Source organism: Cupriavidus necator (assembly GCF_013141915.1).
Taxonomy (GTDB): Bacteria; Pseudomonadota; Gammaproteobacteria; order Burkholderiales; family Burkholderiaceae; genus Cupriavidus; species Cupriavidus necator_B.
Genome location: NZ_SROX01000001.1, coordinates 468708 through 494544, shown reverse-complemented (window position 1 = coordinate 494544; position 25837 = coordinate 468708). Strand labels below are relative to the sequence as shown.

Here is a 25837-nt window from a genome sequence, read left to right as displayed (position 1 = left end):
CGCGCCCACATTTAAGCATCGCATCGCGTCGTTCGGCAACGCAATCTGGCGCCTTCCATCGCGCGAGACGCATTACCTGACCCGTTCGGGGGAGTGCAACGAGCGTGTCAGGGCTTCACCAACCCATCCGCCCGGAACATCGCCTTGATACCGCGCACCGCCTGCTGGATGCGCGATTCATTTTCGATCAGCGCGAAGCGCACGTACTCGTCGCCATAGTCGCCAAAGCCGATGCCCGGGGACACTGACACCTTCGCCTTGGCAAGCAGCTGCTTGGAGAATTCCAGCGAGCCCAGCGCGCGGTACGGCTCGGGAATCCGCGCCCAGATATACATCGACGCCTTCGGTATCTCCACCGGCCAGCCGGCCTCGATCAGCCCGCGCGCCAGCACGTCGCGGCGCGACTGGTATTGCGCGGCGATCTCGCCCACGCATTGCTGGTCGCCTTCCAGCGCGGCAATGGCCGCGATCTGCAGCGGGGTGAAGGTGCCGTAGTCGTGATAGCTCTTGATGCGCGTCAGCGCCGCCACCAGGTCCGGGTTGCCGACCATGAAGCCTACGCGCCAGCCCGCCATGTTGTAGCTCTTGGACAGCGTGAAGAACTCCACCGCGATATCCTTGGCGCCCGGCACCTGCATGATCGACGGCGCCTTCCAGCCGTCAAAGACGATGTCCGCGTAGGCCAGGTCGTGCACCACGAAGATATCGTGCTTGCGCGCCAGTGCGATCACGCGCTCGAAGAAGTCCAGCTCGACGCATTGCGCAGTCGGGTTCGACGGAAACCCCAGCACAATCATCTTGGGCTTGGGATAGCTGCCGCGGATGGCGCGCTCCAGCTCGGCAAAGAAGTCGATCCCCGGCACCAGCGGCACCGAGCGGATATCCGCACCGGCGATGACCGCGCCATAGATGTGGATCGGATAGCTGGGATCGGGCACCAGCACGGTGTCGCCGCGGTCCAGCGTGGCGAGCATCAGGTGCGCCAGACCTTCCTTCGAGCCGATGGTGACGATGGCCTCGGTATCCGGATCGATCTCGACGTCATAGCGTTGCCGATACCAGTGCGAGATCGCGCGGCGCAGCCGCGGAATGCCCTTGGATGCCGAATAGCCGTGGGTATCGGGCCGCTGCGCCGCTTCGGTAAGCTTGGCCACGATATGCGCCGGCGTGGCGCCATCAGGGTTGCCCATGCTCATGTCGATGATGTCCTCGCCACGGCGGCGGGCGGCCATCTTCAGCTCGGCGGTGATATTGAAAACGTATGGGGGAAGACGATCGATGCGCGCGAAGCGGCGCTTGCCAGAAGCGGCAGTCATGAGGGAGTCCTTTACGTAAGCGCCCGGAACCGTCCGAGCGACGTCGGCAGCCTCTGTCTTGGCTGCCGGGGACTCATGTTAGCGGGGATGCGGCGATTGCACAACCGGCGTGCGCGGATGCCTAAAGCCTGCCACCCGGAATACCTGTCGGCCGCTTCGCGGGCAGATGGCGCACGATGCAGTCCAGCGCGGGAGAATCGGAGCGACCGCCCAGCGCCGCGCTGACCGAATCGCGGTACTGCTGCACAGAGATGCGCTGGTAGTACAGGCGCGAGGTCTGGTCCAGCCAGTAGACGTAGTCGTCGTCGCTGCGGCTGCCGCTGGTGCGCAGCCACTCGCTGATATTGTTCGTCCCGACCATCATGTTCGGGCACGCGGTCGGCAGCGAATCGAGATAGGCATTGAAGTCGGTGGCCTGGCGGCTGCGCACGGCGTCAGGCGCACAGGCGGCCAGCATGGCAACGGATGCCGCGGCAGCAGCGACGATGCGCAACGGCTTGGATGCAGGCAGCACGGCAGTCCTCCCGGCGGTGACGTTGCCTGCCATCTTATGGCAACGCCGCGCCCGCGTACACCGTGCCGCCGCAGCGGCTCAGTCATCGAGCGTCTCGTGCACCGCCGCGTCGCCGCGCTTCCAGTAGGCCGATGCGCGGATGTGTTTCTTGTCGATGCCACGCTCGCCGACCAGATACTGGCGCACGGCCTTCATCGCTGCGCCCTCGCCGGCGGCCCACACATAGCCTTCCCCACGCGGCAGCGCCAGCTTGCGCAGCGCGCCTTCCAGCAGGCTGCCTTCCGGCGCGTCGCCGCGATGCAGCCAGTGCACGTCGACGTTCGCGGCACTCGGCAGCGGAATCTGCGCGGCGGCATCGCCCACCTCCGCCACCACGATGGCATGAGTGCCGGCGCCAAGCTCTTCCAGCCGGCGCGCGATGGCCGGCAGCGCCGTATCGTCGCCGATCAGCAGGTGCCAGTCGAACGCCGTCGGCACCACGAACGAGCCGCGCGGCCCGCCCACGCCCAGGTACTGGCCCGGCCGCGCCTGCGCCGCCCACGTCGACGCAGGACCATCGCCATGCAGCACGAATTCCAGGTCCAGCTCCTGCTTCGCCGCATCGTAGCGGCGCGGCGTGTAGTCGCGCGCGGCCGGGCGCGGCTGGCCCTCGGGGAATGCAATGCCGTCTGCGGTGACCTGCGGCAGCACCGGCTTGTCATCGCCGGCAGCCGGGAAAAACACCTTGACGTGATCGTCGAACGACGCCGAGACGAAGTCCTGCAGGTCAGCGCCGCCCAGGGTCACGCGCAGCAGTTGCGGCGAAACCTGCGTGGTGCGCACCACCTGCAGCAGGCGCATCTTCAGCGGATGGCGCACGCGCTCGACAGTCAGATTGCGTGCGGGTTCAGTCGTGTTTTGGGTCATATCGGGATTCCTTGTATGCGTGCGCTGCGCCTGCGCGGCACGATTGCCGAAGGCCGATGCCAGGGTCAGCGCCATGGTTCAGGCCTGCGGGCCCGCTTCGATCTCTGCCGCCGCGCGCGCCAGGATCGCGGCGATGCGGCGCTGCTCGTCGGCACTTGCTTCGCTGCGCATCACTAGCGCCTGCTTCAGCGCGGCCCGCGCCTGCATCAACTCGGGCAGCCAGCCGCCCTGCTCCGGCTCGGGCTGCGGCTCGCCACGCATGGCTCGGCGCATCCAGTCCATCTTGCGCGCCACGTGTCGCAGCCGCGCCACCATGACATCGACACGCTCGCGATTGGCAGCCAGGTGCGCCTTGCCGGTCTCCGACAACTGGTAGCGCTTCTTGTTGCCTTCGGTGTCGACAGTGGCATAGCCGACTTCTTCCAGGTACGTCAGCGCGGGATAGACCACGCCGGGGCTGGGCTTGTAGAAGCCGTTGGTGCGCGTCTCCAGCGCCTTGATCAGTTCGTAGCCATGGCTGGGCTTTTCGTCGAGCAACGACAGCAGCAGCAATTGCAGGTCGTCAGCGCTGAACTTCCGGCCGCGGCGCCAGCCTTCGTCATCGAAGCCGCCGGGACCGCCGGGACCGAAGCCGTCATCGTCGCGGCCGCCCCAAACGCCGCTGCCGTGGCCGCGGCCCATGGCGTGATGAAGCAGGTGGGGGGCAAAGTGCATCAGGAGATGGCGGGCGCGGCCGAGCTGGCCTGGATGCTGCCCGGAAGCAAGGTGATCCGAATAATAGTGCCGCATAAGGCGCTCCTATATATCGTTAGACATATCTTACGATATAAATCGTAAGCGCTAAAGTCAAGGCAGACGCCTGGTCCGGCTTCCTCATCTCGCCGTCGCGTCCCGGCCCGGCCCGGCCCGGCCAACGCGGAACGTATCGCTTATCCAACCAGCAGCGTAGCCAGCAGGTTCACTGCCGAGGCGATATCCCAGCCACGACCGCTACAGGCATCGGCTGTCACCAGTCCCCCCGCAACCAGCAGCCGCGCCAGCTTTCGTCTGTGCAGGTCTTTGCGGCGCCGCTCTTGGACCGGCACCAGCATGTCGTCCGCATAGAACGACGAGTTGATTTGCGACCTCTGCACCAGGTAGTTGCGGAAGCGCGTGTAGTTCCGCATGTCGACGGCACCGGGATCATTCCAGAAGGCATCCAACGCGCCCTGATAGGTCAGGCCAGGTTTTGCATAGAAGCAGCGGCCGAGCGCAATCACCGGGACGCGGTGAAACAGCGCCTGCAGGCCGGTGGTGGAGTTGACAGTCACCAGGCCCATGCATCGGTGCAGCAGCGACGGCAGATGGGCATCGTGGATATAGACGATGCGACCGCCGGCACCAAAGCGCTCCGCGCATGCGGCAATCAAGGCGCCATAGTCGGTATGCCCGCGATCCATCGGATGATGCTTGAATACCAGCACGCTGTCCGCCGGCGCATGCTCGGCGAATGAATGCGCGGTCCATTCGATGAAATCCGCGATCCGGCGCCACGGGCTGTGCACTTGAATCTGGCTGTCGCTGTAAACCTGCAGCGGAGCCAGGAAAAAGTGAGGATGGTCATTCGCCAGCAGTTGCTCCCGCAATGACCGCTCCTGCCAGCGATAAAGCTGCTTGCGATATGCCGCGCGCATCCATTGCGCCAGTTCGTGCAAGCCGAACGGCTTGTGATGCTGGTAGTGCGGATAACGACGCGCTCCCGCCATCCCGCCGGCAAAATACAGGAACGAGTAAAGCGCCATCTTGCGGAACGCATGCCGGAATTTGCGCAACTTGACCGGCGCCTTGACCTGCGGAAGTTCTGCGATCGAAAGCGGCGCAAGCGGCGAATCGGCATTTACGCCTCCGCACTCCAGGGTGATGTAGTCGGGGCGTACGTAGCCTTCCTCAAACGCCCACAGCGCGATCCCCAAGGCTGCGGCCACGTTCGCGGCAATGCGGTGGTGGCGGCGACTGGTGCCGAACACCACGATGGCGTCAATGCGGCGAGCCGCAACCACGCTACGGAGCACGGACTCCCATACCGCCATCGGCTGTACGAACCGTACAACATCGCCGCGGCGATAAAACACATCATCGCCGCCATTGAAGTTGACTTTGGTGACCTGACAGCCCTTGGCTGTCAGCAGGTCGCGCAGGCGCGCGAAGAACGGGCCGTTCGGTCCTTGCAGCAGAAGAATGCGCCGATGCCGGGCAAGCTGGTCCAGCGAGGCCGGTCCCGTCGCGTCAGGCACGGCTGGATTCTGCGCCATGGCAGCTTCGCTCCCTTGCGACAAACTGGGGAGTTTGGTGCTTGCGGATGTTTCCCTGAACGACAACATTGCGGCATCCCTCTTGCTGCTCTCGTATTCCGTTGCTTGTGATTCTGTCCTGGATGGGAAGCGGCTTATTGTTCTGGCGCAGCAGTCTGTCGATGCGAAGCACGGTGCTGCGGATCTGGCCGAATGGCATTGGCACGCGCTCGGCTCCTGCCGCTGTCACGCACGGCGGCGCCATCACGCCAGCAAAGCCACGGCCGCAGCAGTGCCTGGATCAACCTGTGTCGGCAGCCCGAGGCACGCGCTGGCGCTTCGTCGCGCCACGACTGGATGTGATCCACGACGCTTTCCGGCGTCGCAAAGCCGCTCGTGCCATCGCGCAGGACATAGCGCGGATACAGGATCAGGGCACCGGCGACGAGCATGTCGAGGGAAAGCCTGCGACGCCGGCGCGGCATTGCGCAGCGATCGTCCGTGAGGCCCCAGCCGGCATAGAACGGCGCGCCGTGCGGGGTGACCGGCTTGCCGCGCAGCAAGGCTTCGAACCCGGCCAGCGACGTCAGGACATGGACAGCGTCGACTGCGGCGATGAGCCGGTCCATTGGACAGTCCAGCACCAGTTCGTCGCACAGCGCGGCAAGCGCCTTTTCCTCGTCGCGGTTGCCGCGCAAGCCGGTCATGACATCCGGATGTGGCTTGTAGACCAGGTACGCATCCGGTGCCTCGGCGCGCACCACATCAAGCAGCGCGCGGTTGGTGCGGATGCCAGGGGCCCCAAGACGCAGCGAGGCATCCGCCTCGACTTGGCCAACTACCAGGATCACACGACTGACGCCAGCGGGCCGGGTCCAGCTGCCTGACCCGACGTTGTACTTGGTCAGCCCGGCATGGATGATGGACTCGCGCAATCGCGCTGCGCGCGCGAGCATGGTGGAGTCGAATTCCGTATTGGCCAGCAATCGTTCGAGGTCAGACTCCCTGGTCGCGTCGTAATAGATGCCTGAGCCATCGAACACCCACGACAACGGGCGGACCAGTTCCGCGCCGAGACCGACAGACCGCAGGAATCCATCCTCCACCGTGATCATTGCGAGATCTGGCCGCACCGCTGCATCGACACACTGGCCCCAGCGCAGCAGCGTCGCGCCTTCGGGCACCGTGCGCAGGTTGCGATGAACAATGACTTCATGACCTTGCAGGAAGTCCTTCAGGAATTTCCGCTTCCACCTGGAAAAGCCTATCGCATGCAAATGCCGCGGAAACGCCTGGCCAATGCGACGTTGCAACGCCAGGTAATCGATGGCGTCCTCCACCTGGCAGCGATCGCCGGTATGCGGCTGGACATAGCGCGTATATCGGACCAGCGCGGCGAATGCCAGTTGCTCCACAGATACGGGATGCCGCCTGCCAGGGGCTGGCAACGCGTCGATGGTCAGGCCCCAGCCGGCGTAGAACGGCATGCCAAACGTGTGAACCGTCTTGCCGTGCAGGAGCGCTTCAAAGCCGACCTGCGAGGTCACCGCGAATACTGCGCGCGCGTGCCGGATCAGCGGCACCACGTGAACGTCGTCCTGCAGCCGCTGCACACGCGTATCGGTGCCCTGGTCCAGGATCCGGCCAAGATAGCCCCCCTTGCGCCCACGCGCGACCTCGGGATGCTCCTTCACCACGATCCTGCAATCCGGATACGCCTGCAACGCGGACTCGAGCATGCGACGGAAACTGTCGCCGTTCGCGAGGCCATACCGCACGGACGCATCACTCTCGGTCTGATCGACGACCAGTACGTAAGGCTGTGGCGGCAGCGATGCCGGGTCCGGGGCATAGTTGTACTTGGAGATGCCGGCGCTGCACCACCGTTCGATCAGTTTCCGTGCCCTTCCCAGCTCCGCCGGCAGCAGCGGCCTGGAGAGCAGATGCTCCAGCCGGGACGGTTGCGAGGCGTCGTAGTAGATGCCGCGATCATCGACCACGAGCGAGCAAGTCTGGAACGACGCTCCGGGCTGCAGCGAGCGCAGGAAACCGTCTTCGAGACACAGGAAGCGCTCGATGCCATGCGCTTGCGCGAATCCCAGCGCCTTGCGGGCGCTGGGCCGCCGCCCCCATGCGGCAACGCCGGACAGGGGTACTGCGGCGCCTCGCCACGGATATACCGGGACCACCGGCTCGCCAAGGAGGGTTGACAGGTGCCGAATGCGGCGAATGCCATGGGAAAGCACACCAATGGCGCCCTCAGCCGGCAGGCCCATCACTGCCCAGATCATGAATTTGCAGGATGCCGACGACGCGGTCCGCTTCATCCTTCACCACCAGCGCGCCGATCCTGGCGGCATGGATGCGCGCCTCGGCATCGGCAAAACGTTCGTCCGGCGAAACAGTCTTGGGATCGGCGGACATGATATGACTGGCCACGATCGCCTTGTAGTCGCGGTCAGAGTCAAAGGCGCGCCGCACGTCGCCATCCGTGATAACGCCCTGCAACTGGGTGCCCTCCATCACCAGCGCCATGCCCAGGCGACCCCGGTTGATGACATGCACCACGTCGCGGAACGAAGCGTCCGGGGGACAAACCGGCAGGTTTTCCTTGTGCATGACATCGGCAACGCGGGTCAGGAGCTTGCGCCCCAAGCTTCCGCCCGGGTGGAAGCGGGCGAAGTCTTCAGGCTGGAAGCGGCGCTTGACCGAAAGCACGATGGCAAGGGCGTCGCCCATCACCAGCGTTGCGGTGGTGGAGCTGGTCGGCGCCAGGTTGTTGTTGCACGCCTCGCGCTCGACCGAGACGTCCAGCACCACATCCGCGTGCCGCGCCAGCGTCGAATGCACCTTCCCCGTCATCGCGATCGCCGGATTCTTCTGATGCTCGAGAAACGGCAGGATACGAATCAGTTCTTCCGTCTCCCCACTGTTCGAGATCATCAGCACCACATCGATCGGCTTGATCATGCCGAGATCGCCATGGAAGGCTTCTCCCGGATGCACAAAAAACGCCGGTGTACCGGTCGACGCCATGGTCGCGGCGATCTTCTTTCCGATCAAGCCAGACTTGCCCATGCCGACCACCACCACCCGGCCACGGGCTTGCAGAATGATCTCGACCGCCCCTTCAAATCCCGCATCAATGCGGCCGGACATGCGGTCCAGCGCCCGGATTTCGGTGGCAACGACGTTGCGTGCCAGGGCAATGACTTCAGTCATCGTTCTCTCGCATTCCCTACTGTTCATACGGCCCAGTCATTGCGCACAGGCGACACACCGAACCAAATATTCGATTGCAAGCGGCGCAAACGACTTAACCCAGTAATGGCCGTTGCCAATTGATACCGGTCCGCAATTTCCTGGCCGGCGCCCCGCCAAGCACAAGACCCGGTTCATGGAATTTGTCTGTCACGACCGAACGGATTGACACAACGCTGTCGCGGCCGATATGGGATCCCTTCAGGATGGTGGCATGCGCGCCGATCCAGACATGATCCTCGATGACAATATCCGCGGCCGGGTTAATCCTCTCTCCCGTGACTGCATCAATGATGGCGTGGGAATCGGTGGTTCTTATCTCGAGGTTCCATGCCAGCATGCAATCATGGCCAACCGATATGGCGGTTCCCTCGCCACAGATAAAGTTGCAGCCGCCAATAGTTGTGGCTGCACCGATCACGAGGGAATTATTGTCCACCAGCTTCATGATCAGCGAAGCAGTGATTCTGCAATCGGCCCCGATCTCCACGGCATTCCCATTGCTCAGCAATTGCATCCTGACGTTGACCAGGACGGCGCCTTGACCGACGACGATCCTGTTGTTGTCCCCCGTGATGATGAATTCGCAATTTACGCATCGCTCCGCGCCGGACAAGTCCACCATGTTATCTGCTCCGGCATCCTCGAGATGAACCCCTTCCATGACCTGCTCCCCCTATTTGACAATGACGCGATCACCGATTGCCCTGAATACCGCATGCCTCGAATCGCGTAAGAACATGACCGGATTGCTGAGCAGCTTCTTGGCTTTTCTCCGCCACGACGGCTTCGGCTTTGCCGGCGCCGGCTGGGGCGCGGGGCGCACTGGCTTCGATACCTCGGTTCGCACTGGCGCAGGATGTGCCACCACTTCCTTGCTGACCTTTGCTGTGGCAGGGGCAGGAACCCGCGCCAAGGCAGCGCGATAGCGATCAAACAAGACTGAGCCGGATGACACCTCCACCGCTGACCTAAGCGTCCTGGTCATTTCAGGACGCCCGGGAAAACGAATCTTGTAGAAGTCGATCGCGGTGGTAGCCGTCATCAACGACCCATCGTGCCACTTCACTTTCCGCGTTTTGAATTTCCCGAATGAATAGAAATCGTTAACCAAGTAGCTCAGGAAACGCAGTGATTTTTCAAAATCAGGTTTTAAATTGTTCAATGCCGCAACAACCTCGCTCTCATCGAGCACCTGATGTGCGAGGCCGGCGCTACCATAGAATGCCTGCCCGCAATGAAGGACCGGTTTGCCAAACGCAAGCCCAAGCACCCCAACACCGGAGTTCACTGTGATCATGGCATCGCACAAGTCCAGCAGATCCTTGGTATTGTATTGATCGACATTCGTGGCACCCGGGATGTTGACGACCTCCGTCTCCAACGGGTGCTGCTTTACGAGCAACTCCCAATCCGCTCGCAGGGCGAAAGGAAGCCTGGCAAGCAAACGAAGAAAATTCCCGTAAGCTCCCATCGTCCCCATGAAGTTCTCGATGACGGTATCCGTAGGACGCTGCAAGAAGGCCACCAATACCTTCTTGCCACGGCCGATCTTCAACTTCCTGCGCAGCGCCGTGGCCCCAAGCCTGGCCGACTGCGCCTCGAGCGAATCTTCGTCGCTTACGGCCCCCTGGATGTACTGAAGGGTGATGTTTCTTTTTTCATCCGAAAGCGCCTTGTCCCATTTCGCCGGCAAATAACTGGCACTGTCGGCATTGAACCCGCAGGGGTCGAAGAACACTGAGTCCGGCAATGCCCCTCGCTCGACCACCAGGAACGGAAACCGGTTTGCGCGAACCAGCTCGTAAAGCGCTTTCATCCGGGAATTGGCATACGGGTTGTGAAACACCACGCGGTCGAACCCGGACTCCTGCAGGAACTCCATGAAGGTGTCCGCAGGCAGATAGTCCTCATCGATATGAACAATTTCACCCAGGAATGGAGCAACCCAGCGATTCGTCACCCAGACATTGTTTCTCAGCACCAGGGACTTCCCGCTCCCATGCATGGGCAGCGGATCCGGCTCAAGCTCCTTGTCCCTGAAGTCAGCCAGCTTCCTCTCAAACAGCTGGCGATTCCGGGCCTTGGCGGCCATGTAGTCACTTCTTTGCTCAACCGGATGCCAGGCGTGAAACAGCACCATGCCTTTCTGAAAAGTCATGTCGCCAAACAGCCGATAAATGCTCTTCCACCCCTTGTACTCGACGATGGACTGGAAGTTCCGATAGTCCAGGGCAAACTCGGATGGCAACGGAAATTTCTTTCTCCGCCGAATGGCACGACACGCGTACTCCAGGTCTTCATAGCCCCAGCCATTGAAATCGGGATCATTGCCGCCGGTAGCAAGGAAATAGTCGCGCCGCCAGACCGTGACCGAAGTCCCGGTCGAGAATTTCTCGATTGCCGACGGGTCGTTCTGCAACAGCAGTTGAATATACTTTTGCCGGCGCAAGCCGGGCGCCATCTGGCGGAAATCCTGGGTAGCGGCTTCGGTCAGGTAGATCACGCCGAACATCAGAAAATTGTCGACCGACTCATCAAGCCCATTGACATCAGCTTCGCGCAAGACATCGCGGTAGAAGCCGATATAGGGCATGAGGTCGACATCCTGGAACATGAGATAGTCGGACAAGCCACACTGCGCCGCCGCGTTGCGTGCACGCCCTATCGAAAATGGCAAGTGCTCCGTCTCCAGCCGATGGTAGGCATAGCCGTGCTTTCTGCATTCGGCCACGAGCCGATCGGCAAGATCACGCGGGGAGCCCTCATCGATGACCAGAATTTCAACCTCGGCGGGCAAATCGGTATCCATCCTTGCGAACGTCAGGCGCTCGAGGAGATCCGAACGTTCGCTCGCCCAGCGGACCGGTATTGCAACAGTGAGTTTCTTTTCGTTAGCATGCATTCTTATAGCCCCAGCACGACCTTCGCACTAATCGCAATCTGATAAAGAATCTGGAACACGTCCTTGGCAAACTGCCGCGTCTTGAAATCCACCTTCGGCAACACCATGATCTCGTCGCCCGCCCTCACCGCATCATCCTTCTTGCCATCCGAGAAACTCCCGTCCCGATGGGCAATGATGACTCGCGACGTATCCGCGTTCTGCGAGAAACCGCCGGCCTGCTGGATAAAGTCATCCAGGCCCAGGCTCTGGTCATACGCAACCGCATTGGGGAACAGCACTTCCCCGCTGACCAGGACTAGCCCGTCCTTGACTGGCACACGCAGGATGTCGCCGTTTTCCAAGAGCAAATCATTGCGAGTGGTCGGTTTCGCGATCAGCGTCTGCCCCGACGGCTCGATCTTCTTGGCGCGCTCTACCCACTGCAGCACCAGTGCCGCTTCTTCCCTGCGCAGCTGGGCCTCTTCGGCCGTGCCGGAACGCGCGGTCAGCACGCTGGATTCCAGGCTCTTGAGGGTGGTACCGAGCAGCCTTTTCTGCCGCGTCTTCACGCTCTGGCGGAAGAGCTGGAGGCTTTCCGCATCGGACTCCTGTGTGAAATGCAACTGGCTGAGCAACTGACCCATACGGCTGCCATATGGCAGCACGTATTCCTGCGGGCCGGTGTGCTCGCCTTCCACGCGGACGGTGATGGTCCCCGGCCGCTTGTCGGCGGTGAACTCGATTTCGTCGCCGTTGCGCAGGTCGATCTGGTTGCCCTGCGAGATCGGGAAGTACTCGACGTTGCGCACCGTGCCGGTATTGCGCACCACGCGGACGTTGGTGGCTTCGGGCAGCGGTTGGGCCAGGCGCATGACCTGGTCGAGCGTGGCCTGTTCGCCGAGGAATTCAAAGCGCTTGGGGTTCTCCGCCAAGCCACTGACCTTGACGGTCTTGTGGCGCGACTGGACGAAGATGACGTCGCCATTGTTCAACTGCCGCGAGGCCAGGTCGCCCTTGAGCAGGAAGTCATAGAGATTGACGACTTCCAGCGTCTGGTTGCCGCGCTTGATCGCCACGTCGAGGAAGGAGCCGCGGTCAGGGTCGATGCCTCCGGCCTGGTCGAGGTAGCGCAGCACGCTGTCGCTGGAGGTGCCGTCGTACATGCCGGGGCGGCGCACCGCGCCGGTGACGTAAGCGCGCACCGGCTGCGCCGCCAGCAGGCTGGCGTAGATCGACACCTTGCTGGCGAACACGCGGCGCAATGCGTTGCCGACCGCGGTCTGGAGATTGCCATTGGTAATGCCCTGCACGCGGAACGGCCCCACTTCTGGCAGGACAATATTGCCGCCAGCGTCGACGGTCAGCACAGTATCGACGTTGTATCCGTTCCAGATGCGCAGCTGGATGCGATCGCCAACGGAGATGACATGGCTGGGATTGAAGATGGAAGCACTGTCGCGGCTGAAAGCGCCGGTGAACAGCTGCGCGCCAAAGGCATCGCTGGCCATGTTGGCGGTGTAGTCGTTGTTCTGCGGCGCGCTGTCTGGCAGCGGCGTGTCGGCACGTGCCGGGATGTTTGCCACGGCGCCCATCGCCTCGGGATTGCTGATGACGCCGCCGCCGGGCGTGGTAGCGCCTTGCGCCGCCAGCGCGGCGTACTCCATCTGGCCGGCGGCGGCCGATCGCGACAGCCGCATGCCGCCCTGGGCATGCGCACCGGGGGCACCGGCCAGGCTGGTCGCGGCGACCGCTATAGCAAGGATTCTTCGGAGCATGGACTAGTCCCGGTGGTCGCGGATGATGGCGCAGAGCAGTTGCACGACGCCTGACAGCATCAGCGTCATCAGGACGAACACCACGATGTTGTAGATCCGCCGGGGCTGGAGCGGGTACTCCGGCCGGGTCGGGCTCTGCACGACCGCTACGTTCTTGAGCTTGCGCGTGGCCTCGATGCGGGCCTTCTCCAGGGCGCCGATCGCGGTCTTATAGATGTCGAAGGCAAATTCGGCGGCGGCCTGCAGGCGGTCGTGTTCTTCCACCACGCGGTTCAGGCCGCGGCCCTTGGTCGAGATCATGCGGCCGCGCTGCTCTGCCATCTGGCGCTCAACGGCGGCAATCTGCGCGTCGATCTGCTGGATCGCCGGCGACTGCGGCGTGAACACGTCCTTGAGCGAATTGCGCTTGACGTGCAGTTCGGCCAGGGTGGCCTCGGCATTGGCGACCACGGTGGACAGGCTTTCCACCTCGCCGCGCGGCGACACCAGGCCATTGGCGTTCTGGTAGGCAACCAGCGCCTGGCGAGCCGCCTTCAGTCGTTCGCCCTGGTCGTGTACCTGTTTCTCGATATAGACCACCTGCTCGCTGGCGATTCGATGCGTCATCTCGTTCATGAATCGTTCGCCGTCGGCGACCAGCGCCTGCGCGATGGCGTGTGCCATCTCCGAGGTGTAGGCCTGGACCCGGATCACCAGGACGCGTGCGAAGTCATCGTATTCGACGCTGACGCGTTTCAGGTAGTAATCATGGAAACGCTCGAGCGAAGCATCCTCGAACCACAAGCGCGACAGCGGATCCCGGCCCTTGTCCGCGTAGTGCTTGCGCAGCCCCAGCTTGGTGTCGAGCTTCTTGAGCATGTCCGCCGATAGCAGATACTCGCGCAGCAGCAGCAAGTCCTGGGGGGCGGTATTGCCGACCAGCAACGAAGTGAAATCTGCCGCGCTGGCGCCCACGCCGTCGCTGCGCTCCACCACCACGCGCGCTTCCGACACGTACAGGTCAGACGCGATCACGCTCCAGTACACCACAGCAAGCAGGCAGGCGACCACGGCCACCTGCCAGATCCGGTTCAGGGTGTTCACGGCTGTCCGTCGCCCGAGCTGCCCTGCGGCGCCCGACGTAATCGTCTTCATCATGCTGGAATGCTGTCCCTGTACGCGCGCAGCGCCTCTTCAACTGAATCGAACCAGTGCGCCTGACCCCGATGCAGCCAGGCTGCCGACTGGCAGAAATTCTTCAGCGTGGATTCGCTGTGCGAGACCATCACCAGCCCCGCGCGGCCGGCGAGGTCTTCGAAGGCCCGCTGCGATTTGCGCTGGAACGCTGCGTCGCCCACGGCCGTCAGTTCATCCACCAGATACGTATCGAAATCGAAGGCCAGCGACATGGCGAATGCCAGCCGCGAGCGCATGCCCGACGAATAGGTCTTGACCGGGTCATCGAAGGCGTCGTGCAGTTCCGAGAACTCGCGCACGAACTCTAGCTTCTCCGCCAGCGCGACGTGGATGCCATGGATGCGGCAGACGAACTTGGTGTTCTGGCGCCCGCTCAGCGAGCCCTGGAACCCGCCGCTCAGGCCCAGGGGCCACGACACCCGGCAGTTGCGGACGATGCTGCCGCGGTTGGGCTGGTCGATGCCGCCCACCAGCCGCAGCAGGGTCGACTTGCCCGCGCCGTTCGCCCCGATCAGCGCCACCCGGCTGTGCTGCGGAATCTTGAGGGACACGCCCCGCAGCACCCACTTCGAGCCGTGGGTGGTGCGGTAGCGCTTATGGACGTCCGTGACCTCGATCATCGCGCGGTCAGCCGGGTTGCGTACCGCATATGCATGGCCAGGCCAAGGAACACCGTGGCCAGCGCGCAGAAGCCCAGATAGCCCAGGCTGATATGTGCTTCGCCGTGGTAGGCGGCAAACCAGCCACTGCGCATGGCTTCGAGGCCGTGCGTGATCGGGTTGACCAGCACCACGCCGCGCATCCCCCGGGGCATGCTCGACACCGAGTACATGACCGCGGACAAAAAGTAGAGCGGCGTGAAGACGATGCGAATGAGCTTGCCCATGCCGGGCAACAGCGTGCCGATAACGGAGCACATCAGCCCCAGGCCCAGCCCGAACGCCCACAGCAGGAACGCTGACCACATGACGAGCAGTGGGTCGGCGGGACCCACATCGATGTCAAGCAACGCAAGGGCGGTGAGCAGCACGACGCCGACGATGACATACAGGAACGCCTCGACCGTGGCGCGCACCAGGACGGTGTCGACCGCCTGTACCTGCCGGTATGAGAACAAGGCGTGGTTGGCATTAATGGCTTCCATGCCCCGTTGCGCGATATTCCGCACCAGGAAAAATCCCCACACGCCGACGAGGATGAACACTTCGATGTTTGCGTCCTGCCTGACCTGATGCCTGATCACGCCGAACACCACCATCAGGAAAATGATGTGAGCCGCCGGTTCAAGCAGGATCCAGATCCAGGCTGCGCGCGCCCCGGCCAGGCGAGCGCTGGCCTCGCGCAGGAACAGTGCTTGCCAGACGGAAAACGCAATGGAGACGTCCGATCGGACCGGGGCCCGGTTCATCGCGGGATGTCGTGACAATGAGGCATGCTACCGCGGCAGACGCCCATGGCAACGTCGAGGCAAGGGTTCCCTGGCGCGGTGGAAGCGATTCCCATGCACGTACTGCGATCACGTTGCGCCGACCCATCAAGGCGGCCCGCCAAGCAGCGAAACGGCGGGGCTGCCATGCGGCCGTCCGCCATGGGCGTTTCGCCATTGCCAACTATTGCGTTCATTATTGGGATGTGTTCTGAGAATTTTGCGATCCGATTTTTGTGATCGCTCGTATGCTAGCCCGTAATAATAAGCAGCAAGAAAAACGATCACAATATCCAGCACAAAAATCAGAATTACCCTATAAATTGCATTAGATCTTCAACGCATCGGAACTTCAACGTCGCACTACACCGCACTTCTTTGATTTCCGCCTTGAACAAACGGCCTTCGCAGGGGATTGTAGATTTTTTAAAAAACTGATCAGCTCGCCATAAAATGGTTAATCCCGATTTGCGCTATATCAATGTTTTTTGATTACACATAGCACTGAACAGCGAAGAGTTCGTGTGGCAAAGCCGCTGCAATAGCATGGTGTGGGACCCGGTGCGGCTTACGGGGGAATGGAGAAACGAGGCGGGCGGCTGGGGGTGGCCTTCTGCATTCGGCAAAACCCAGCCGCGGTCGTCACCGCCGGACACGGCCGAGCGTCGCCATGCGGTTCGTCACCGCACATCCATCGAATTGCTCCATGGACTGCGCCTGCCGGGGGGCGGCGGCGCAGGATCAGGACTGGCGGTCGCGGCTACCGGGTCAACGCATCCGATACCAGTAGCATCCGTCCACACCAACCTCCCGCACCGCCTCCCCCCGCGCCAGCAAGTAGTTCAAATGCGCAACACTCTCCCCCGTCGCCATCCCCAGCAGCCCCCCACTCCCCGTAATCGGCCGCGAAAACAACTCCCCAAACACATCCACCGCCCGCCTGGGTTCACCCAGCGCCCCACGCAACCGGTCCAGCGCCTGCATCTGGCTGGCGCGCAGGTAGTCGATTCGCGCGTGCAGCCCGCGGAACGGTTCGTTGTGCGCCGGCAGCACCAGCACATCGTCCGGCACGGCGGCGCGCACCTTGTCGAGCGAGGCCAGCCAGTCGGCCATCGGATCGGCTTCCGGCTCGGTCGGGAACACGGATACGTTGGATGAGATGCGCGGCAGTACCTGGTCGCCCGATACCAGCAGCTTCAGCGCCGGGCAGTACAGGCAGGCATGTTCGGGAGAATGGCCGGTGCCGACGATGACCTGCCAGTCGTGCGCGCCGATACGCACGGTGTCGCCGTCGGACAGCCGGCGGAAGCTTTCCGGCAACGCGTGGACATATTTGCCGAAGCCGCCGAAGCGAGTGCGGTAGACCTCGATCGCCTCATCATCCCAGCCGGCCTTGCGATAGAACGCAATCGCGTCGTCCGGCGCGGCGCGCCCCGTATCCGCAGCCAGCACGCGGCACATCAAATATTCGAGCCGTGTCATCCACAGCTGGCAGTCGAACTTGCCGGTTAGCCAGCCGGCCATGCCGATGTGATCCGGATGCATATGGGTCACGAAGAGCCGCGTCAGCCCACCGGCGAGAGCGCCCCCTTTCCCGAACAGCGCGCGCCACGCTTGCGCAGTTTCAGGCGTCTGCAAGCCGGAATCGACCGCGGCCCAGCCTGCGTCGTCGCGGATGGCCCACAGGTTGATGTGGTTCAGGCCCAGCGGCATCGGCATGCGCAGCCACAGCACGCCGGGTGCGACTTCCGTGGCGCGGCCGGGCTCCGGCGCGTCGCCGCATGGGTAGTCGAGTTGGGGCTTTTCCAGGGAGATGGGAGCAGCAGCGAGGGCGATGTCGGGGGATTGGGCGGTCATCGGTGTCTGGGCCGGTCGGCCGGCCGTGCTATGCGCGGTGGCCCCGGGGCAGCGATGCCCCGGCCCGCGCGTTCTGGATAGCTGACACCTTAGCCCAGATGGGCGATTCCTGCTACGCGCGCCCCTGCCCCGTTCCGCCGCATGGAAGGACAGCGGGCTATTTCGCCGGAGCCGGCAGCACCTTGCCTGGATTGAGCAGGTTCAACGGATCGAGCGCCTGCTTTATCTGCCACATCAGTTCCAGTTCCACCGGCGACTTGTAGCGCGTCAGGTCGTCGCGCTTGGCTACGCCGATGCCGTGCTCGGCGGAGATCGAGCCGTTCTCCGCGTGGGCCATGCCGTCGACCAGCACGGAGACCTGCTCATACCACTGCGCCAGGAAATCCCTGGCGGGTTGATCCTTTGGCCGCAGCGGGTTGAAGTGCACGTTGCCGTCCCCCATATGCCCGTAGATCACCATGCGCGCGTCGGGCACCAGTTCCAGCACCCTGGCCGACGCCTCTTCGACAAACGCGGCGATGCGCGACAGCGGCACCGAGACATCGCACTTGATGCTGCCGCCGGTGCGGGTCTGCGCGTCGGAGATCTCTTCACGGATGCGCCAGAAGGTCTGCGCATCCGACAGGCTCGCGGCCACGGCGGCGTCCAGCACAAGACCCTGGCTGAAGCCGGATTCGAGGATCTCCATCAACGTGGCGTTGAGGCTTTCAGCGTCGGTGCCGGAAGTCAGCTCGACCAGCACCATCCAGTCGTGCCGGCCCTGCAGCGGCGCGGCGACGTTGCCGAGGTATTCCAGCACGAGGTCCAGCGCGGGCCGCGAGATCAGCTCGAACGCGGTCACCGCCTGGCCGGACAGGCGCTTGGCTTCACCGAGCAAGGCCACCGCCGCGGCAGGATCCTGCACCGCGACGAAGGCCACGGCGCTGCTGCGCGGCTGCGGCATCAGCTTGAGCACGGCGCCGGTGATGATGCCCAGCGTGCCTTCCGCGCCGACGAACAACTGCTTCAGGTCGTAGCCGGTGTTGTCCTTGCGCAGGCCGCGCAGCGACGAATAGATGCGCCCATCGGGCAGCACCACCTCGAGACCCAGCACCAGGTCGCGCATATTGCCGTAGCGCAGCACCGCGGTGCCGCCGGCGTTGGTCGACAGGTTGCCGCCGATCTGGCACGAGCCTTCCGAGCCGATGCGCAGCGGGAACAGGCGCTGCTCGGCCTCGGCGGCGCTGCGTGCTGCGCTCAGCGTGACGCCCGCCTGCACGGTCATGGTGTCGTTGACGGGGTCGATGCCGAGCACGCGGTTCATGCGGCTCAGGTTGACGACCACGGCGGTGCCGCTGTCATCGGGCACGGCGCCGCCCATCAATGAGGTATTGCCGCCCTGCGGCACTACCGGCACGCGGTGTCGGTGGCACCACTGCAGCACCTGGCTGACCTCTTCCGTCGAGGATGGCAGTACCACCACCTGCGCCTGGCCGCGATAGATGCCGCGGTAGTCGGTGACGTAGGCCTGCGTGTCAGCCTCGCCGCTGCGGCAGGCGTTGGCGCCGACAATGGCCTGCATCGCGCGCAAGGTGGTGTCTGGGGTCGGTAGCTCGGCGGTCATGGAGATATGGCGAAGAAGTTACGGGTCAGTACGCCGCGGAAGGCTTGTCGGCAGCGGCGCCTGGCTGCGGCTCGCGGAACGAAGCGGCCAGCTTGCGTGCGGCATTGGCGTACAACATCACGTCCACGCCGGTGGCCACGAAAGTGCAGCCCAAGTCTAGGTAGCGGCGCGCCAGCGCCGGGTCTGACGTCAGCGTGCCGGCGGCCTTGCCGCTGGCGATGATGGTGTGCATCGCGCCTTCGATGGCGGCCTGCACTTCGGGGTGGCCGGGGCGGCCGCGGTGGCCCATCGAGGCAGCCAGATCGGCGGGGCCGATGAAGACGCCGTCGACACCGTCCACCGCGCAGATCGCTTCGAGGTTCTGCAGCGCGGTGACGGTTTCGGCCTGCACCAGCAGGCAGATCTCATCGTCGGCCACATCGAGATAATCGGTACGCGCACTCCACTGCGAAGCGCGCGCAATGGCGCTGCCGACGCCGCGGATGCCTTGCGGCGGATAGCGCGTGGCGCTGACCAGCGCGCGGGCCTGTTCCGCGGTATCGACCATCGGCACCAGCACGCTGTGGGCGCCGATATCGAGCAGCTGCTTGATCAGCGGCACTTCGCCGGCCACGGCGCGCACCACGGGCTGGACCGGATACGGCGCCACGGCCTGCAGCGCGTGCAGCGTCGAGCGCAGGTCGTTGGGCGCGTGCTCGCCGTCGATCAACAGCCAGTCAAAGCCTGCGGTGGCCGAGACTTCGGCCAGGTACGGCGTCGCCATCGACAGCCACAGGCCGATCTGCGCCTGGCGCGCGGCCAGTGCGGTCTTGAAGGGATTGTTTGCGGGCATGGAGAATTCCTGGTCTCGAGGGATGCGGCTGGCGCTCAGCCGAGCTGGCCCTGGCAAAGGTACTTGGTATGCATGTAGTCGTCCAGTCCGTGGCGCGAGCCCTCGCGCCCGTAGCCGGATTCCTTGACGCCGCCGAACGGCGCCGCCTCGGCCGCGATTGCGCCTTCGTTGATGCCGACCATGCCGGTTTCCAGCGCCTGCGCCACGCGCCAGATGCGGCGGACATCGCTGGAGTAGAAATAGGCGGCCAGGCCGAACGGCGTATCGTTGGCGTCGCGGATCACCTCGGCTTCGTCGCGGAATCGGAAAATCGGCGCGACCGGCCCGAAGGTCTCTTCACACGACAGTGCCATCGCCGGCGTGGCATCGACCAGCACCGTCGGCGCGTAGTAGTGCGGGCCGTCGGCGGTGCGCACGCGCTTGCCGCCGGTGACCACGCGCGCGCCCCTGGCGACCGCGTCTTCGACATGGCGCGCGATCTTGTCGACGGCGCGGGCATTGATCATGGGACCGATCTGCGCAGCAGCTTCGGTCGCCGGGCCGACATGGAGCGCGCCCACGCGCTGTGCCAGGCGCTCGACAAAGGCGTCGTGCACGGCGTCATGCACGTAGACGCGGTTCGGGCAGACGCAGGTCTGGCCGCCGTTGCGGAACTTCGACGCCATCAGGCCATCGACCGCGGCGTCGAGGTCGGCATCGTCGAAGACGATGAACGGCGCGTTGCCGCCCAGTTCCAGCGAGAGCTTCTTCAGCGTCGCCGCGGATTCGCGCGCCAGGTGCTTGCCCACCGGCGTGGAGCCGGTGAACGTGATCTTGCGCACGCGGCTGTCGGCCAGCCACGCATCGACCACGCCGGGCGTATGCTCGCGCGAAGCCGTGACGAGGTTGATCACGCCCGCCGGCATGCCGGCCTGCTGCGCGAGCCATACCAGCGCCAGCGCGGTCAGCGGCGTGTCCTCGGCAGGCTTGGCCACCACCGTGCAGCCGGCGGCCAGCGCGGGCGCGATCTTGCGGGCGATCATCGCCAGCGGGAAGTTCCATGGCGTGATTGCCGCCACCACGCCCACCGGCTCCTTCAGCACCAGCAGCTTGCGCCCGGGTACCGCTTCCGCGACGATGTCGCCGCAGATGCGCGTGGCTTCCTCGGCAAACCACTCCACGTACGACGCGCCGTACTGCACCTCGCCGCGCGCTTCCTGCAACGGCTTGCCCTGCTCGGTCGAGATGATGCGCGCCAAGTCTTCCTGGTGTTCGAGGATCAGCGCATGCCAGCGCTTGAGCAAGCGGGCGCGTTCGCGCGCGGGCCGGCGGCTCCATTCCGGAAATGCCGCCGCGGCGGCATCCACGGCAAGGCGGGCATCGCCGGCATCGCTGTCGGGCACCTTGGCAAAGGCCTCGCCAGTGGCTGGGTCGGTGACCGGCAGGCCGGCGCCCAAACCGGCATCGCGCCATTGGTCGTCAATCAGGTTCTGGCTGCGCAGCAGCGCTTGCTCGGAAAGAATCAGCATCGATGTAAGAGAAGGGATTGCGGAACGCGCCTTAGCTGACGATGCCCAGGTGCCACGGCACGAACTCGTTGTCACCGAGGCCCAGTGCTTCGCTCTTGGTCGGCTCGCCGGAGGCTGCGCGCAGGATGTGTTCGAAGATCCGCTGGCCCATCTGCGGCACGCTCAGCTCGCCATCGAGCACCAGGCCGCAGTTGATGTCCATGTCTTCTTCCAGGCGGTGGTACATCGCCGAGTTCGAGGCCAGCTTGATCGTCGGCGCGGGCTTCGAACCAAACATCGAGCCGCGCCCGGTGGTAAAGCAGATCAGGTTGGCGCCGCTGGCGATCTGGCCGGTGACGGCCACCGGGTCATAGCCGGGCGAATCCATGAAGACGAAGCCGGCCTGGTCGATCGGCTCGGCGTACTCATACACCGCCTGCAGCGGCGTGGTGCCGCCCTTCATCGCGGATCCCAGCGATTTCTCGAAGATATTGGCCAGACCGCCCTGCTGGTTGCCGTGGCCGACCACGCCGTTGAACTGCGCGTTGTGGCCGGCGGTGTAGCGCTCCCACCAGGCGAGGCGGTCCAGCAGCTTCTGCCCGACTTGTGGCGTCACCGCGCGGCGGGTCAGCATGAACTCCACCCCATGGATCTCCGGCGTCTCGGACAGGATCGCGGTGCCGCCATGGCGCACCAGGATATCCATTGCCGCGCCTAGCGCCGGATTGGCGCTGATCCCGGAAAAACCATCGGAGCCGCCGCACTCCAGCCCGATCTTGAGGTGGCTGGCGGAGACCGGCTGGCGCACCGCGGCGTTGGCCGCGGGCAGCATCGATTCGATCGCGCGGATGCCGGCCGCGATGGTGGCGCGCGTGCCGCCAGTATCCTGCATCACCAGCGTCTGCACCGCGGGGCCCGACTCCAGTCCTTGCGATTCCACCAGCGACGCCACTTGATTGCGCTCGCAGCCCAGGCCGATGATCAACACACCGGCCAGGTTGGGATGGCGCGCATAGCCGGCCAGCGTGCGGCGCAGCACGTCGAAATGCTCGCTCGGCGACGACATGCCGCAGCCGCTGGTCTGCGCGAACGCCACCACGCCATCGACGTTCGGAAACGCCGCCAGCCGCTGCGGCGTGAAATGCGCGGCAATCTGGCGGATCACCGTGGACGAGCAATTGACCGACGACAGGATGCCGATGAAGTTGCGCGTGCCCACGCGCCCGTCCGCCCGGACAAAACCGTTGAAGGTGGCACGCTGCGCCTCGGGCACGTAGTCGACCGGCCGCACGTCCTGGCAGAAGGCCGGGTCGCGATAGAAATCGACCAGTGTCAGGTTATGCGAATGCACATGGTCGCCCTGGGCGATATCGCGCGCGGCCACGCCGATGACGGTGTCGAACTTGCGCACCGGTGTGCCGGCGGCGATGGCGCAGGCCGCGATCTTGTGGCCGGCCGGCACCTGCGCGCGCACGCGCACGGCGGGGTCGACCAGCTGCTGGCCCAGGCTGAGGTCGCTGCGCGCAACCAGCACGTTGTCGTGGGCGTGCAGGCGGATGACGGGATTGGGATTCACTGTGACTTGGCCTTCGACGGCAATCAGCTTTGCTGCAGCAGTTCTTTCAGCTTCAGGCGCTGGATCAGCTGGGTTTCCTGGTCATAGACGGTGGCGACGTACTTCTTGTAGTCAGGCCCGTCCAGGTACATCAGCGGCGCATCCAGGCGCGCCGCCACCTGCTTGAATTCGTTGCTGGCCACGGCGGCGCGGAAGGCGTCGCGCAGCTTCTTTTCCACGGCAGGCGGCAGGCCCTTGGGGGCGCCGATGCCGTTGGGGGCTTCCACCACCACGTTGTAGCCCAGCTCCTTGAGCGTGGGCGTGTCCTTGAAGCGGGTCGCGCGCTGTTCGCCCCAGGTGGCCAGCAGGCGCAGCTTGCCGGCTTCCACGTGCGGCGCCCATGAACTCGAGTCGGCGAGCAGGTCCACCTGCCCGGCCAGCACGTCCTGCAGCGCGGCGGCGCCGCCCTTGTAGGCGATCGCATTGAACTGGATGCCGGCGGCCAGCGCGAACTGTTCCATGCCGACATGGGTGGCGCCGCCGATGCCGGCATGCGCATAGGTGATCTTGCCGGGGCTGGCCTTGGCGGCGGCGACGACGTCCTGCAGCGTCTTGTAGCGCGAGTTGGCTGGCACCGCGATGCCGAAGGTCTGGCCCGAGGTGCGTGCCAGGTAGGTCAGCTCGGTGCGCGGGTCGAGCTGCAGCATGCCAAGCTGCGCGAAGCGCGTGACCGAGATCGGGATCTGGCCGATGGTGTAACCGTCGGGGTTGGCGCGGGCCAGCGCCTTGGTGCCGATCATGCCGGAGGCACCGGCGCGGTTTTCTACCACGATCGACTGCTTGAGGATGCCGCCGGCCACCTGGCACAGCGCGCGCATCGATTGGTCGGCAGTGCCGCCGACCGGCCACGGGCAGATAAAGGTGATGGGACGGTCGGGATAGTCGGCGGCCAGCGCCCGTGCCGCGGGCAACAGCACGCCGGCAGCGCCGGCAGCGGCACCCGCTGCGGCGCCAATGAGCAGGCGGCGGCGCTTGGCATCGATGGGGAATCGTTGAGTCATTTGCGGGTGTCTCCGATGTCTTGATTATCGGCGCGACCGGCGTTGCCAGCCTCGTCATGCCCGCATTCTGTGGCGGTCAAACATAACAATCCAATCGAAAATCGGCATTGCTTCATAACCTTCTGGTTAGGTAGACTGCGGGCCATGGTACAGATCGACCGTGCGCTGCGCTCCAATATCAAGCTGCGCCACCTGCAACTGCTGGTGGCGCTGGACGAGTTTCGCCACCTCGGGCGCACCGCGGAATTCCTGTCGGTGAGCCAGCCGGCGGTGTCCAAGGTACTGACCGAAGTCGAAAGAATGCTGGGGCTGGCGCTGTTTACACGCTCCACCCGGGGCACCGAGCCGACCCCTGCCGGCGAGTCGCTGGTGCGCTTTGCGCGATCGGTGCTGGCGCAGTACGAGCAGACCCGCGACGAGATCGCGGCGGTGCAGAGCGGTGCCTCCGGCCGCATCCGCGTGGGCTCGATGGGCGCGGCGCTGCCGGTGCTCCTGGCACAGGCCGTGGGCACGCTCAAGCAGCGCCACGCGCACGCCACCGTGCTGGTCGAGGAAGGCGACCTGACCCACCTGCTACCCAAGCTGCGCCTGCGCGAACTCGACCTGATCGTGGGCCGGCTGGAGCCGGGCTACGCCGCGCCAGACCTGCTTACTGAAGCTCTCTATGAAGAGCGCATGGTGGTGGTGGTCCGGCGCGACCACAAGCTGGCGCGCAAGGCCCGCCCCGGCTGGGCCGATCTGGCCGCGATGCCATGCGTGCTGCCGCCGCCCTGGGCATCGCTGCGGGTGAAGATCGAACAGGCGTTCTATCGCTACGGCCTGCAGCCGCCGCAGGATGTGATCGAGACCTCGTCCTACCTGGCCCAGGCCACCTTTGTCGGGCAGCGCGGGGCAGCCGGCTTCATGGCCGAATCGGTGGCCATGGCGCTGCAGGAGGAAGGCAGGCTGCAGGTGCTGAAGCTCGAGGTGCCGGTCGAGCTGCCACCGGTCGGCATCATCACGCTGCGCGAGCGCGCACCGTCGATCGGCACCGATCAGCTGGTGGCATGCCTGCGGGAAGCCGCGGCGGCGCGTGTGTAGCGATTACAGCGGCATCCGGCGCGCTTGCGCCATCGCTGTTGGGATCATGCTCCGAGAGGCCACGCGCCAACCAGGCAGGCCCCGAGCCAGGAGACATCCATGCCCGAGAAAAAGGCCATCCTAGTCGTCGGCGCCGGCGACGCTACCGGCGGCGCGATTGCGCGGCGCTTCGCGCGCGAGGGCTACATTGCCTGCGTCACGCGCCGCCATGCCGACAAGCTGCAGCCGCTGGTGCAGCAGATCCGCGCCGACGGCGGCGAAGCCCACGCTTTCGGCTGCGACGCGCGCAAGGAAGACGAGACGGTCGAGCTGATCGCGCGCATCGAGCGCGACATCGCGCCGCTGGAGGTGGCGGTCTTCAATATCGGCGCCAACGTGCAGTTCCCCATCGTCGAGACCACCGCGCGCGTATATTACAAGGTGTGGGAGATGGCCTGCTTCGGCGGCTTCCTGATGGGGCGCGAGGCCGCGCGCGCGATGCTGCCGCGCGAACGCGGCTCGATCTTCTTTACCGGGGCCACCGCCAGCCTGCGCGGGCGCGAGAACATGGCCGCGTTTGCCGGGGCCAAGCACGCGCTGCGGGCGCTGGCGCAAAGCATGGCGCGCGAACTGGGGCCGAAGAACATCCACGTCGCACACCTGGTGATCGATGCTGCCATCGACACCGAATGGATCCGCGAGAACTTCCCGGAGCGCTACGCCGCCAAGGCGCAGGACGGCATCGTCAATCCCGAGCATATCGCCGATACCTACTGGATGCTGCACCAGCAACCGCGCGATGCGTGGACCCATGAACTGGATATCCGCCCGTGGATGGAACGCTGGTAAGGC

The 25837-nt window shown here is 64.5% G+C and carries 21 protein-coding genes; 2 read left to right on the top strand and 19 right to left on the bottom strand.

Going from position 1 to position 25837, the window contains the following annotated elements; genetic code table 11:
* Nucleotides 1–107 precede the first annotated feature (107 nt).
* The 19 genes from alaC to E5S69_RS02170 all read right to left on the bottom strand — a co-directional run bounded on the left by alaC (nt 108) and on the right by E5S69_RS02170 (nt 23926).
* On the bottom strand, nt 108–1316 hold the full coding sequence (gene alaC, locus E5S69_RS02260) for an alanine transaminase (RefSeq protein ID WP_171513383.1): 1209 nt from the start codon (nt 1314–1316) through the stop codon (nt 108–110).
* Nucleotides 1317–1437: 121 nt separating this feature from the next.
* On the bottom strand, nt 1438–1830 hold the full coding sequence (locus tag E5S69_RS02255) for a hypothetical protein (protein ID WP_171513382.1): 393 nt from the start codon (nt 1828–1830) through the stop codon (nt 1438–1440).
* Nucleotides 1831–1908: 78 nt separating this feature from the next.
* Nucleotides 1909–2736, bottom strand: coding sequence for a siderophore-interacting protein (locus tag E5S69_RS02250; RefSeq protein ID WP_171513381.1), 828 nt, complete (start codon nt 2734–2736; stop codon nt 1909–1911).
* Nucleotides 2737–2814: 78 nt separating this feature from the next.
* Nucleotides 2815–3525 (bottom strand): PadR family transcriptional regulator, encoded by a 711-nt coding sequence (locus E5S69_RS02245; RefSeq protein ID WP_171513380.1) that lies wholly within the window; start codon nt 3523–3525, stop codon nt 2815–2817.
* A 140-nt stretch (nt 3526–3665) separates the two neighbouring features.
* Entirely contained in the window at nt 3666–5027 is a 1362-nt protein-coding gene (locus E5S69_RS02240; RefSeq protein ID WP_171513379.1) for a capsule biosynthesis protein, read from the bottom strand.
* Nucleotides 5028–5161: 134 nt separating this feature from the next.
* Nucleotides 5162–7297 (bottom strand): capsular polysaccharide biosynthesis protein, encoded by a 2136-nt coding sequence (locus E5S69_RS02235; RefSeq protein ID WP_236901166.1) that lies wholly within the window; start codon nt 7295–7297, stop codon nt 5162–5164.
* On the bottom strand, nt 7266–8228 hold the full coding sequence (locus E5S69_RS02230; protein ID WP_171513378.1) for a KpsF/GutQ family sugar-phosphate isomerase: 963 nt from the start codon (nt 8226–8228) through the stop codon (nt 7266–7268). The genes E5S69_RS02235 and E5S69_RS02230 overlap by 32 nt, the downstream gene beginning before the upstream one ends.
* A 94-nt stretch (nt 8229–8322) precedes the next feature.
* Nucleotides 8323–8931, bottom strand: coding sequence for an acyltransferase (locus tag E5S69_RS02225; protein ID WP_171513377.1), 609 nt, complete (start codon nt 8929–8931; stop codon nt 8323–8325).
* A 12-nt stretch (nt 8932–8943) separates the two neighbouring features.
* Nucleotides 8944–11172, bottom strand: a complete 2229-nt coding sequence (locus tag E5S69_RS02220; RefSeq protein WP_171513376.1) for a glycosyltransferase — start codon at nt 11170–11172, stop codon at nt 8944–8946.
* 2 nt (nt 11173–11174) lie between these two features.
* On the bottom strand, nt 11175–12929 hold the full coding sequence (locus tag E5S69_RS02215; RefSeq protein ID WP_171513375.1) for a polysaccharide biosynthesis/export family protein: 1755 nt from the start codon (nt 12927–12929) through the stop codon (nt 11175–11177).
* Between the two features lie 3 nt (nt 12930–12932).
* On the bottom strand, nt 12933–14066 hold the full coding sequence (locus E5S69_RS02210; RefSeq protein WP_171513374.1) for a chain-length determining protein: 1134 nt from the start codon (nt 14064–14066) through the stop codon (nt 12933–12935).
* Nucleotides 14063–14725 carry an ABC transporter ATP-binding protein gene (locus E5S69_RS02205; protein ID WP_171513373.1) on the bottom strand — a complete coding sequence of 221 codons (663 nt, stop codon included), beginning with the start codon at nt 14723–14725 and terminating at the stop codon, nt 14063–14065. Before E5S69_RS02205 ends, E5S69_RS02210 begins: the two co-directional genes overlap by 4 nt.
* Nucleotides 14722–15513, bottom strand: coding sequence for an ABC transporter permease (locus E5S69_RS02200; protein WP_171513372.1), 792 nt, complete (start codon nt 15511–15513; stop codon nt 14722–14724). Before E5S69_RS02200 ends, E5S69_RS02205 begins: the two co-directional genes overlap by 4 nt.
* Nucleotides 15514–16299: 786 nt before the next feature.
* A complete protein-coding gene (locus E5S69_RS02195; RefSeq protein ID WP_171513371.1) occupies nt 16300–17388 on the bottom strand; it encodes an MBL fold metallo-hydrolase in 1089 nt (362 codons plus the stop codon).
* Nucleotides 17389–17545: 157 nt separating this feature from the next.
* Entirely contained in the window at nt 17546–18991 is a 1446-nt protein-coding gene (locus E5S69_RS02190) for an FAD-binding oxidoreductase (RefSeq protein WP_171513370.1), read from the bottom strand.
* Between the two features lie 25 nt (nt 18992–19016).
* Nucleotides 19017–19823 (bottom strand): 4-hydroxy-2-oxoheptanedioate aldolase, encoded by an 807-nt coding sequence (gene hpaI, locus E5S69_RS02185; RefSeq protein WP_171513369.1) that lies wholly within the window; start codon nt 19821–19823, stop codon nt 19017–19019.
* Between the two features lie 35 nt (nt 19824–19858).
* Nucleotides 19859–21331 (bottom strand): NAD-dependent succinate-semialdehyde dehydrogenase, encoded by a 1473-nt coding sequence (locus E5S69_RS02180; RefSeq protein ID WP_171513368.1) that lies wholly within the window; start codon nt 21329–21331, stop codon nt 19859–19861.
* Between the two features lie 31 nt (nt 21332–21362).
* Nucleotides 21363–22886, bottom strand: a complete 1524-nt coding sequence (locus E5S69_RS02175) for a UxaA family hydrolase (RefSeq protein ID WP_171513367.1) — start codon at nt 22884–22886, stop codon at nt 21363–21365.
* Nucleotides 22887–22909: 23 nt separating this feature from the next.
* Nucleotides 22910–23926 carry a tripartite tricarboxylate transporter substrate binding protein gene (locus E5S69_RS02170; RefSeq protein WP_171513366.1) on the bottom strand — a complete coding sequence of 339 codons (1017 nt, stop codon included), beginning with the start codon at nt 23924–23926 and terminating at the stop codon, nt 22910–22912.
* A 144-nt stretch (nt 23927–24070) separates the two neighbouring features.
* Between E5S69_RS02170 and E5S69_RS02165 the strand changes: the two genes are divergently transcribed.
* The gene (locus E5S69_RS02165; protein WP_171513365.1) at nt 24071–25006 is read left to right on the top strand and encodes a LysR substrate-binding domain-containing protein; all 936 of its coding nucleotides are present in this window, start codon (nt 24071–24073) and stop codon (nt 25004–25006) included.
* A 99-nt stretch (nt 25007–25105) separates the two neighbouring features.
* Nucleotides 25106–25834 carry an SDR family oxidoreductase gene (locus tag E5S69_RS02160; protein ID WP_171513364.1) on the top strand — a complete coding sequence of 243 codons (729 nt, stop codon included), beginning with the start codon at nt 25106–25108 and terminating at the stop codon, nt 25832–25834.
* Nucleotides 25835–25837 lie beyond the last annotated feature (3 nt).

Excerpts from the sequence above, each read along its gene's own strand:
- alaC (WP_171513383.1), bottom strand. The coding sequence starts at position 1,316 with ATGACTGCCGCTTCTGGCAAGCGCCGCTTCGCGCGCATCGATCGTCTT.
- E5S69_RS02250 (WP_171513381.1), bottom strand. The coding sequence starts at position 2,736 with ATGACCCAAAACACGACTGAACCCGCACGCAATCTGACTGTCGAGCGC.
- E5S69_RS02245 (WP_171513380.1), bottom strand. The coding sequence starts at position 3,525 with ATGCGGCACTATTATTCGGATCACCTTGCTTCCGGGCAGCATCCAGGC.
- E5S69_RS02240 (WP_171513379.1), bottom strand. The coding sequence starts at position 5,027 with ATGGCGCAGAATCCAGCCGTGCCTGACGCGACGGGACCGGCCTCGCTG.
- E5S69_RS02235 (WP_236901166.1), bottom strand. The coding sequence starts at position 7,297 with ATGATCTGGGCAGTGATGGGCCTGCCGGCTGAGGGCGCCATTGGTGTG.
- E5S69_RS02230 (WP_171513378.1), bottom strand. The coding sequence starts at position 8,228 with ATGACTGAAGTCATTGCCCTGGCACGCAACGTCGTTGCCACCGAAATC.
- E5S69_RS02225 (WP_171513377.1), bottom strand. The coding sequence starts at position 8,931 with ATGGAAGGGGTTCATCTCGAGGATGCCGGAGCAGATAACATGGTGGAC.
- E5S69_RS02220 (WP_171513376.1), bottom strand. The coding sequence starts at position 11,172 with ATGCATGCTAACGAAAAGAAACTCACTGTTGCAATACCGGTCCGCTGG.
- E5S69_RS02215 (WP_171513375.1), bottom strand. The coding sequence starts at position 12,929 with ATGCTCCGAAGAATCCTTGCTATAGCGGTCGCCGCGACCAGCCTGGCC.
- E5S69_RS02210 (WP_171513374.1), bottom strand. The coding sequence starts at position 14,066 with ATGATGAAGACGATTACGTCGGGCGCCGCAGGGCAGCTCGGGCGACGG.
- E5S69_RS02205 (WP_171513373.1), bottom strand. The coding sequence starts at position 14,725 with ATGATCGAGGTCACGGACGTCCATAAGCGCTACCGCACCACCCACGGC.
- E5S69_RS02200 (WP_171513372.1), bottom strand. The coding sequence starts at position 15,513 with ATGAACCGGGCCCCGGTCCGATCGGACGTCTCCATTGCGTTTTCCGTC.
- E5S69_RS02195 (WP_171513371.1), bottom strand. The coding sequence starts at position 17,388 with ATGACCGCCCAATCCCCCGACATCGCCCTCGCTGCTGCTCCCATCTCC.
- E5S69_RS02190 (WP_171513370.1), bottom strand. The coding sequence starts at position 18,991 with ATGACCGCCGAGCTACCGACCCCAGACACCACCTTGCGCGCGATGCAG.
- hpaI (WP_171513369.1), bottom strand. The coding sequence starts at position 19,823 with ATGCCCGCAAACAATCCCTTCAAGACCGCACTGGCCGCGCGCCAGGCG.
- E5S69_RS02180 (WP_171513368.1), bottom strand. The coding sequence starts at position 21,331 with ATGCTGATTCTTTCCGAGCAAGCGCTGCTGCGCAGCCAGAACCTGATT.
- E5S69_RS02170 (WP_171513366.1), bottom strand. The coding sequence starts at position 23,926 with ATGACTCAACGATTCCCCATCGATGCCAAGCGCCGCCGCCTGCTCATT.
- E5S69_RS02165 (WP_171513365.1), top strand. The coding sequence starts at position 24,071 with ATGGTACAGATCGACCGTGCGCTGCGCTCCAATATCAAGCTGCGCCAC.
- E5S69_RS02160 (WP_171513364.1), top strand. The coding sequence starts at position 25,106 with ATGCCCGAGAAAAAGGCCATCCTAGTCGTCGGCGCCGGCGACGCTACC.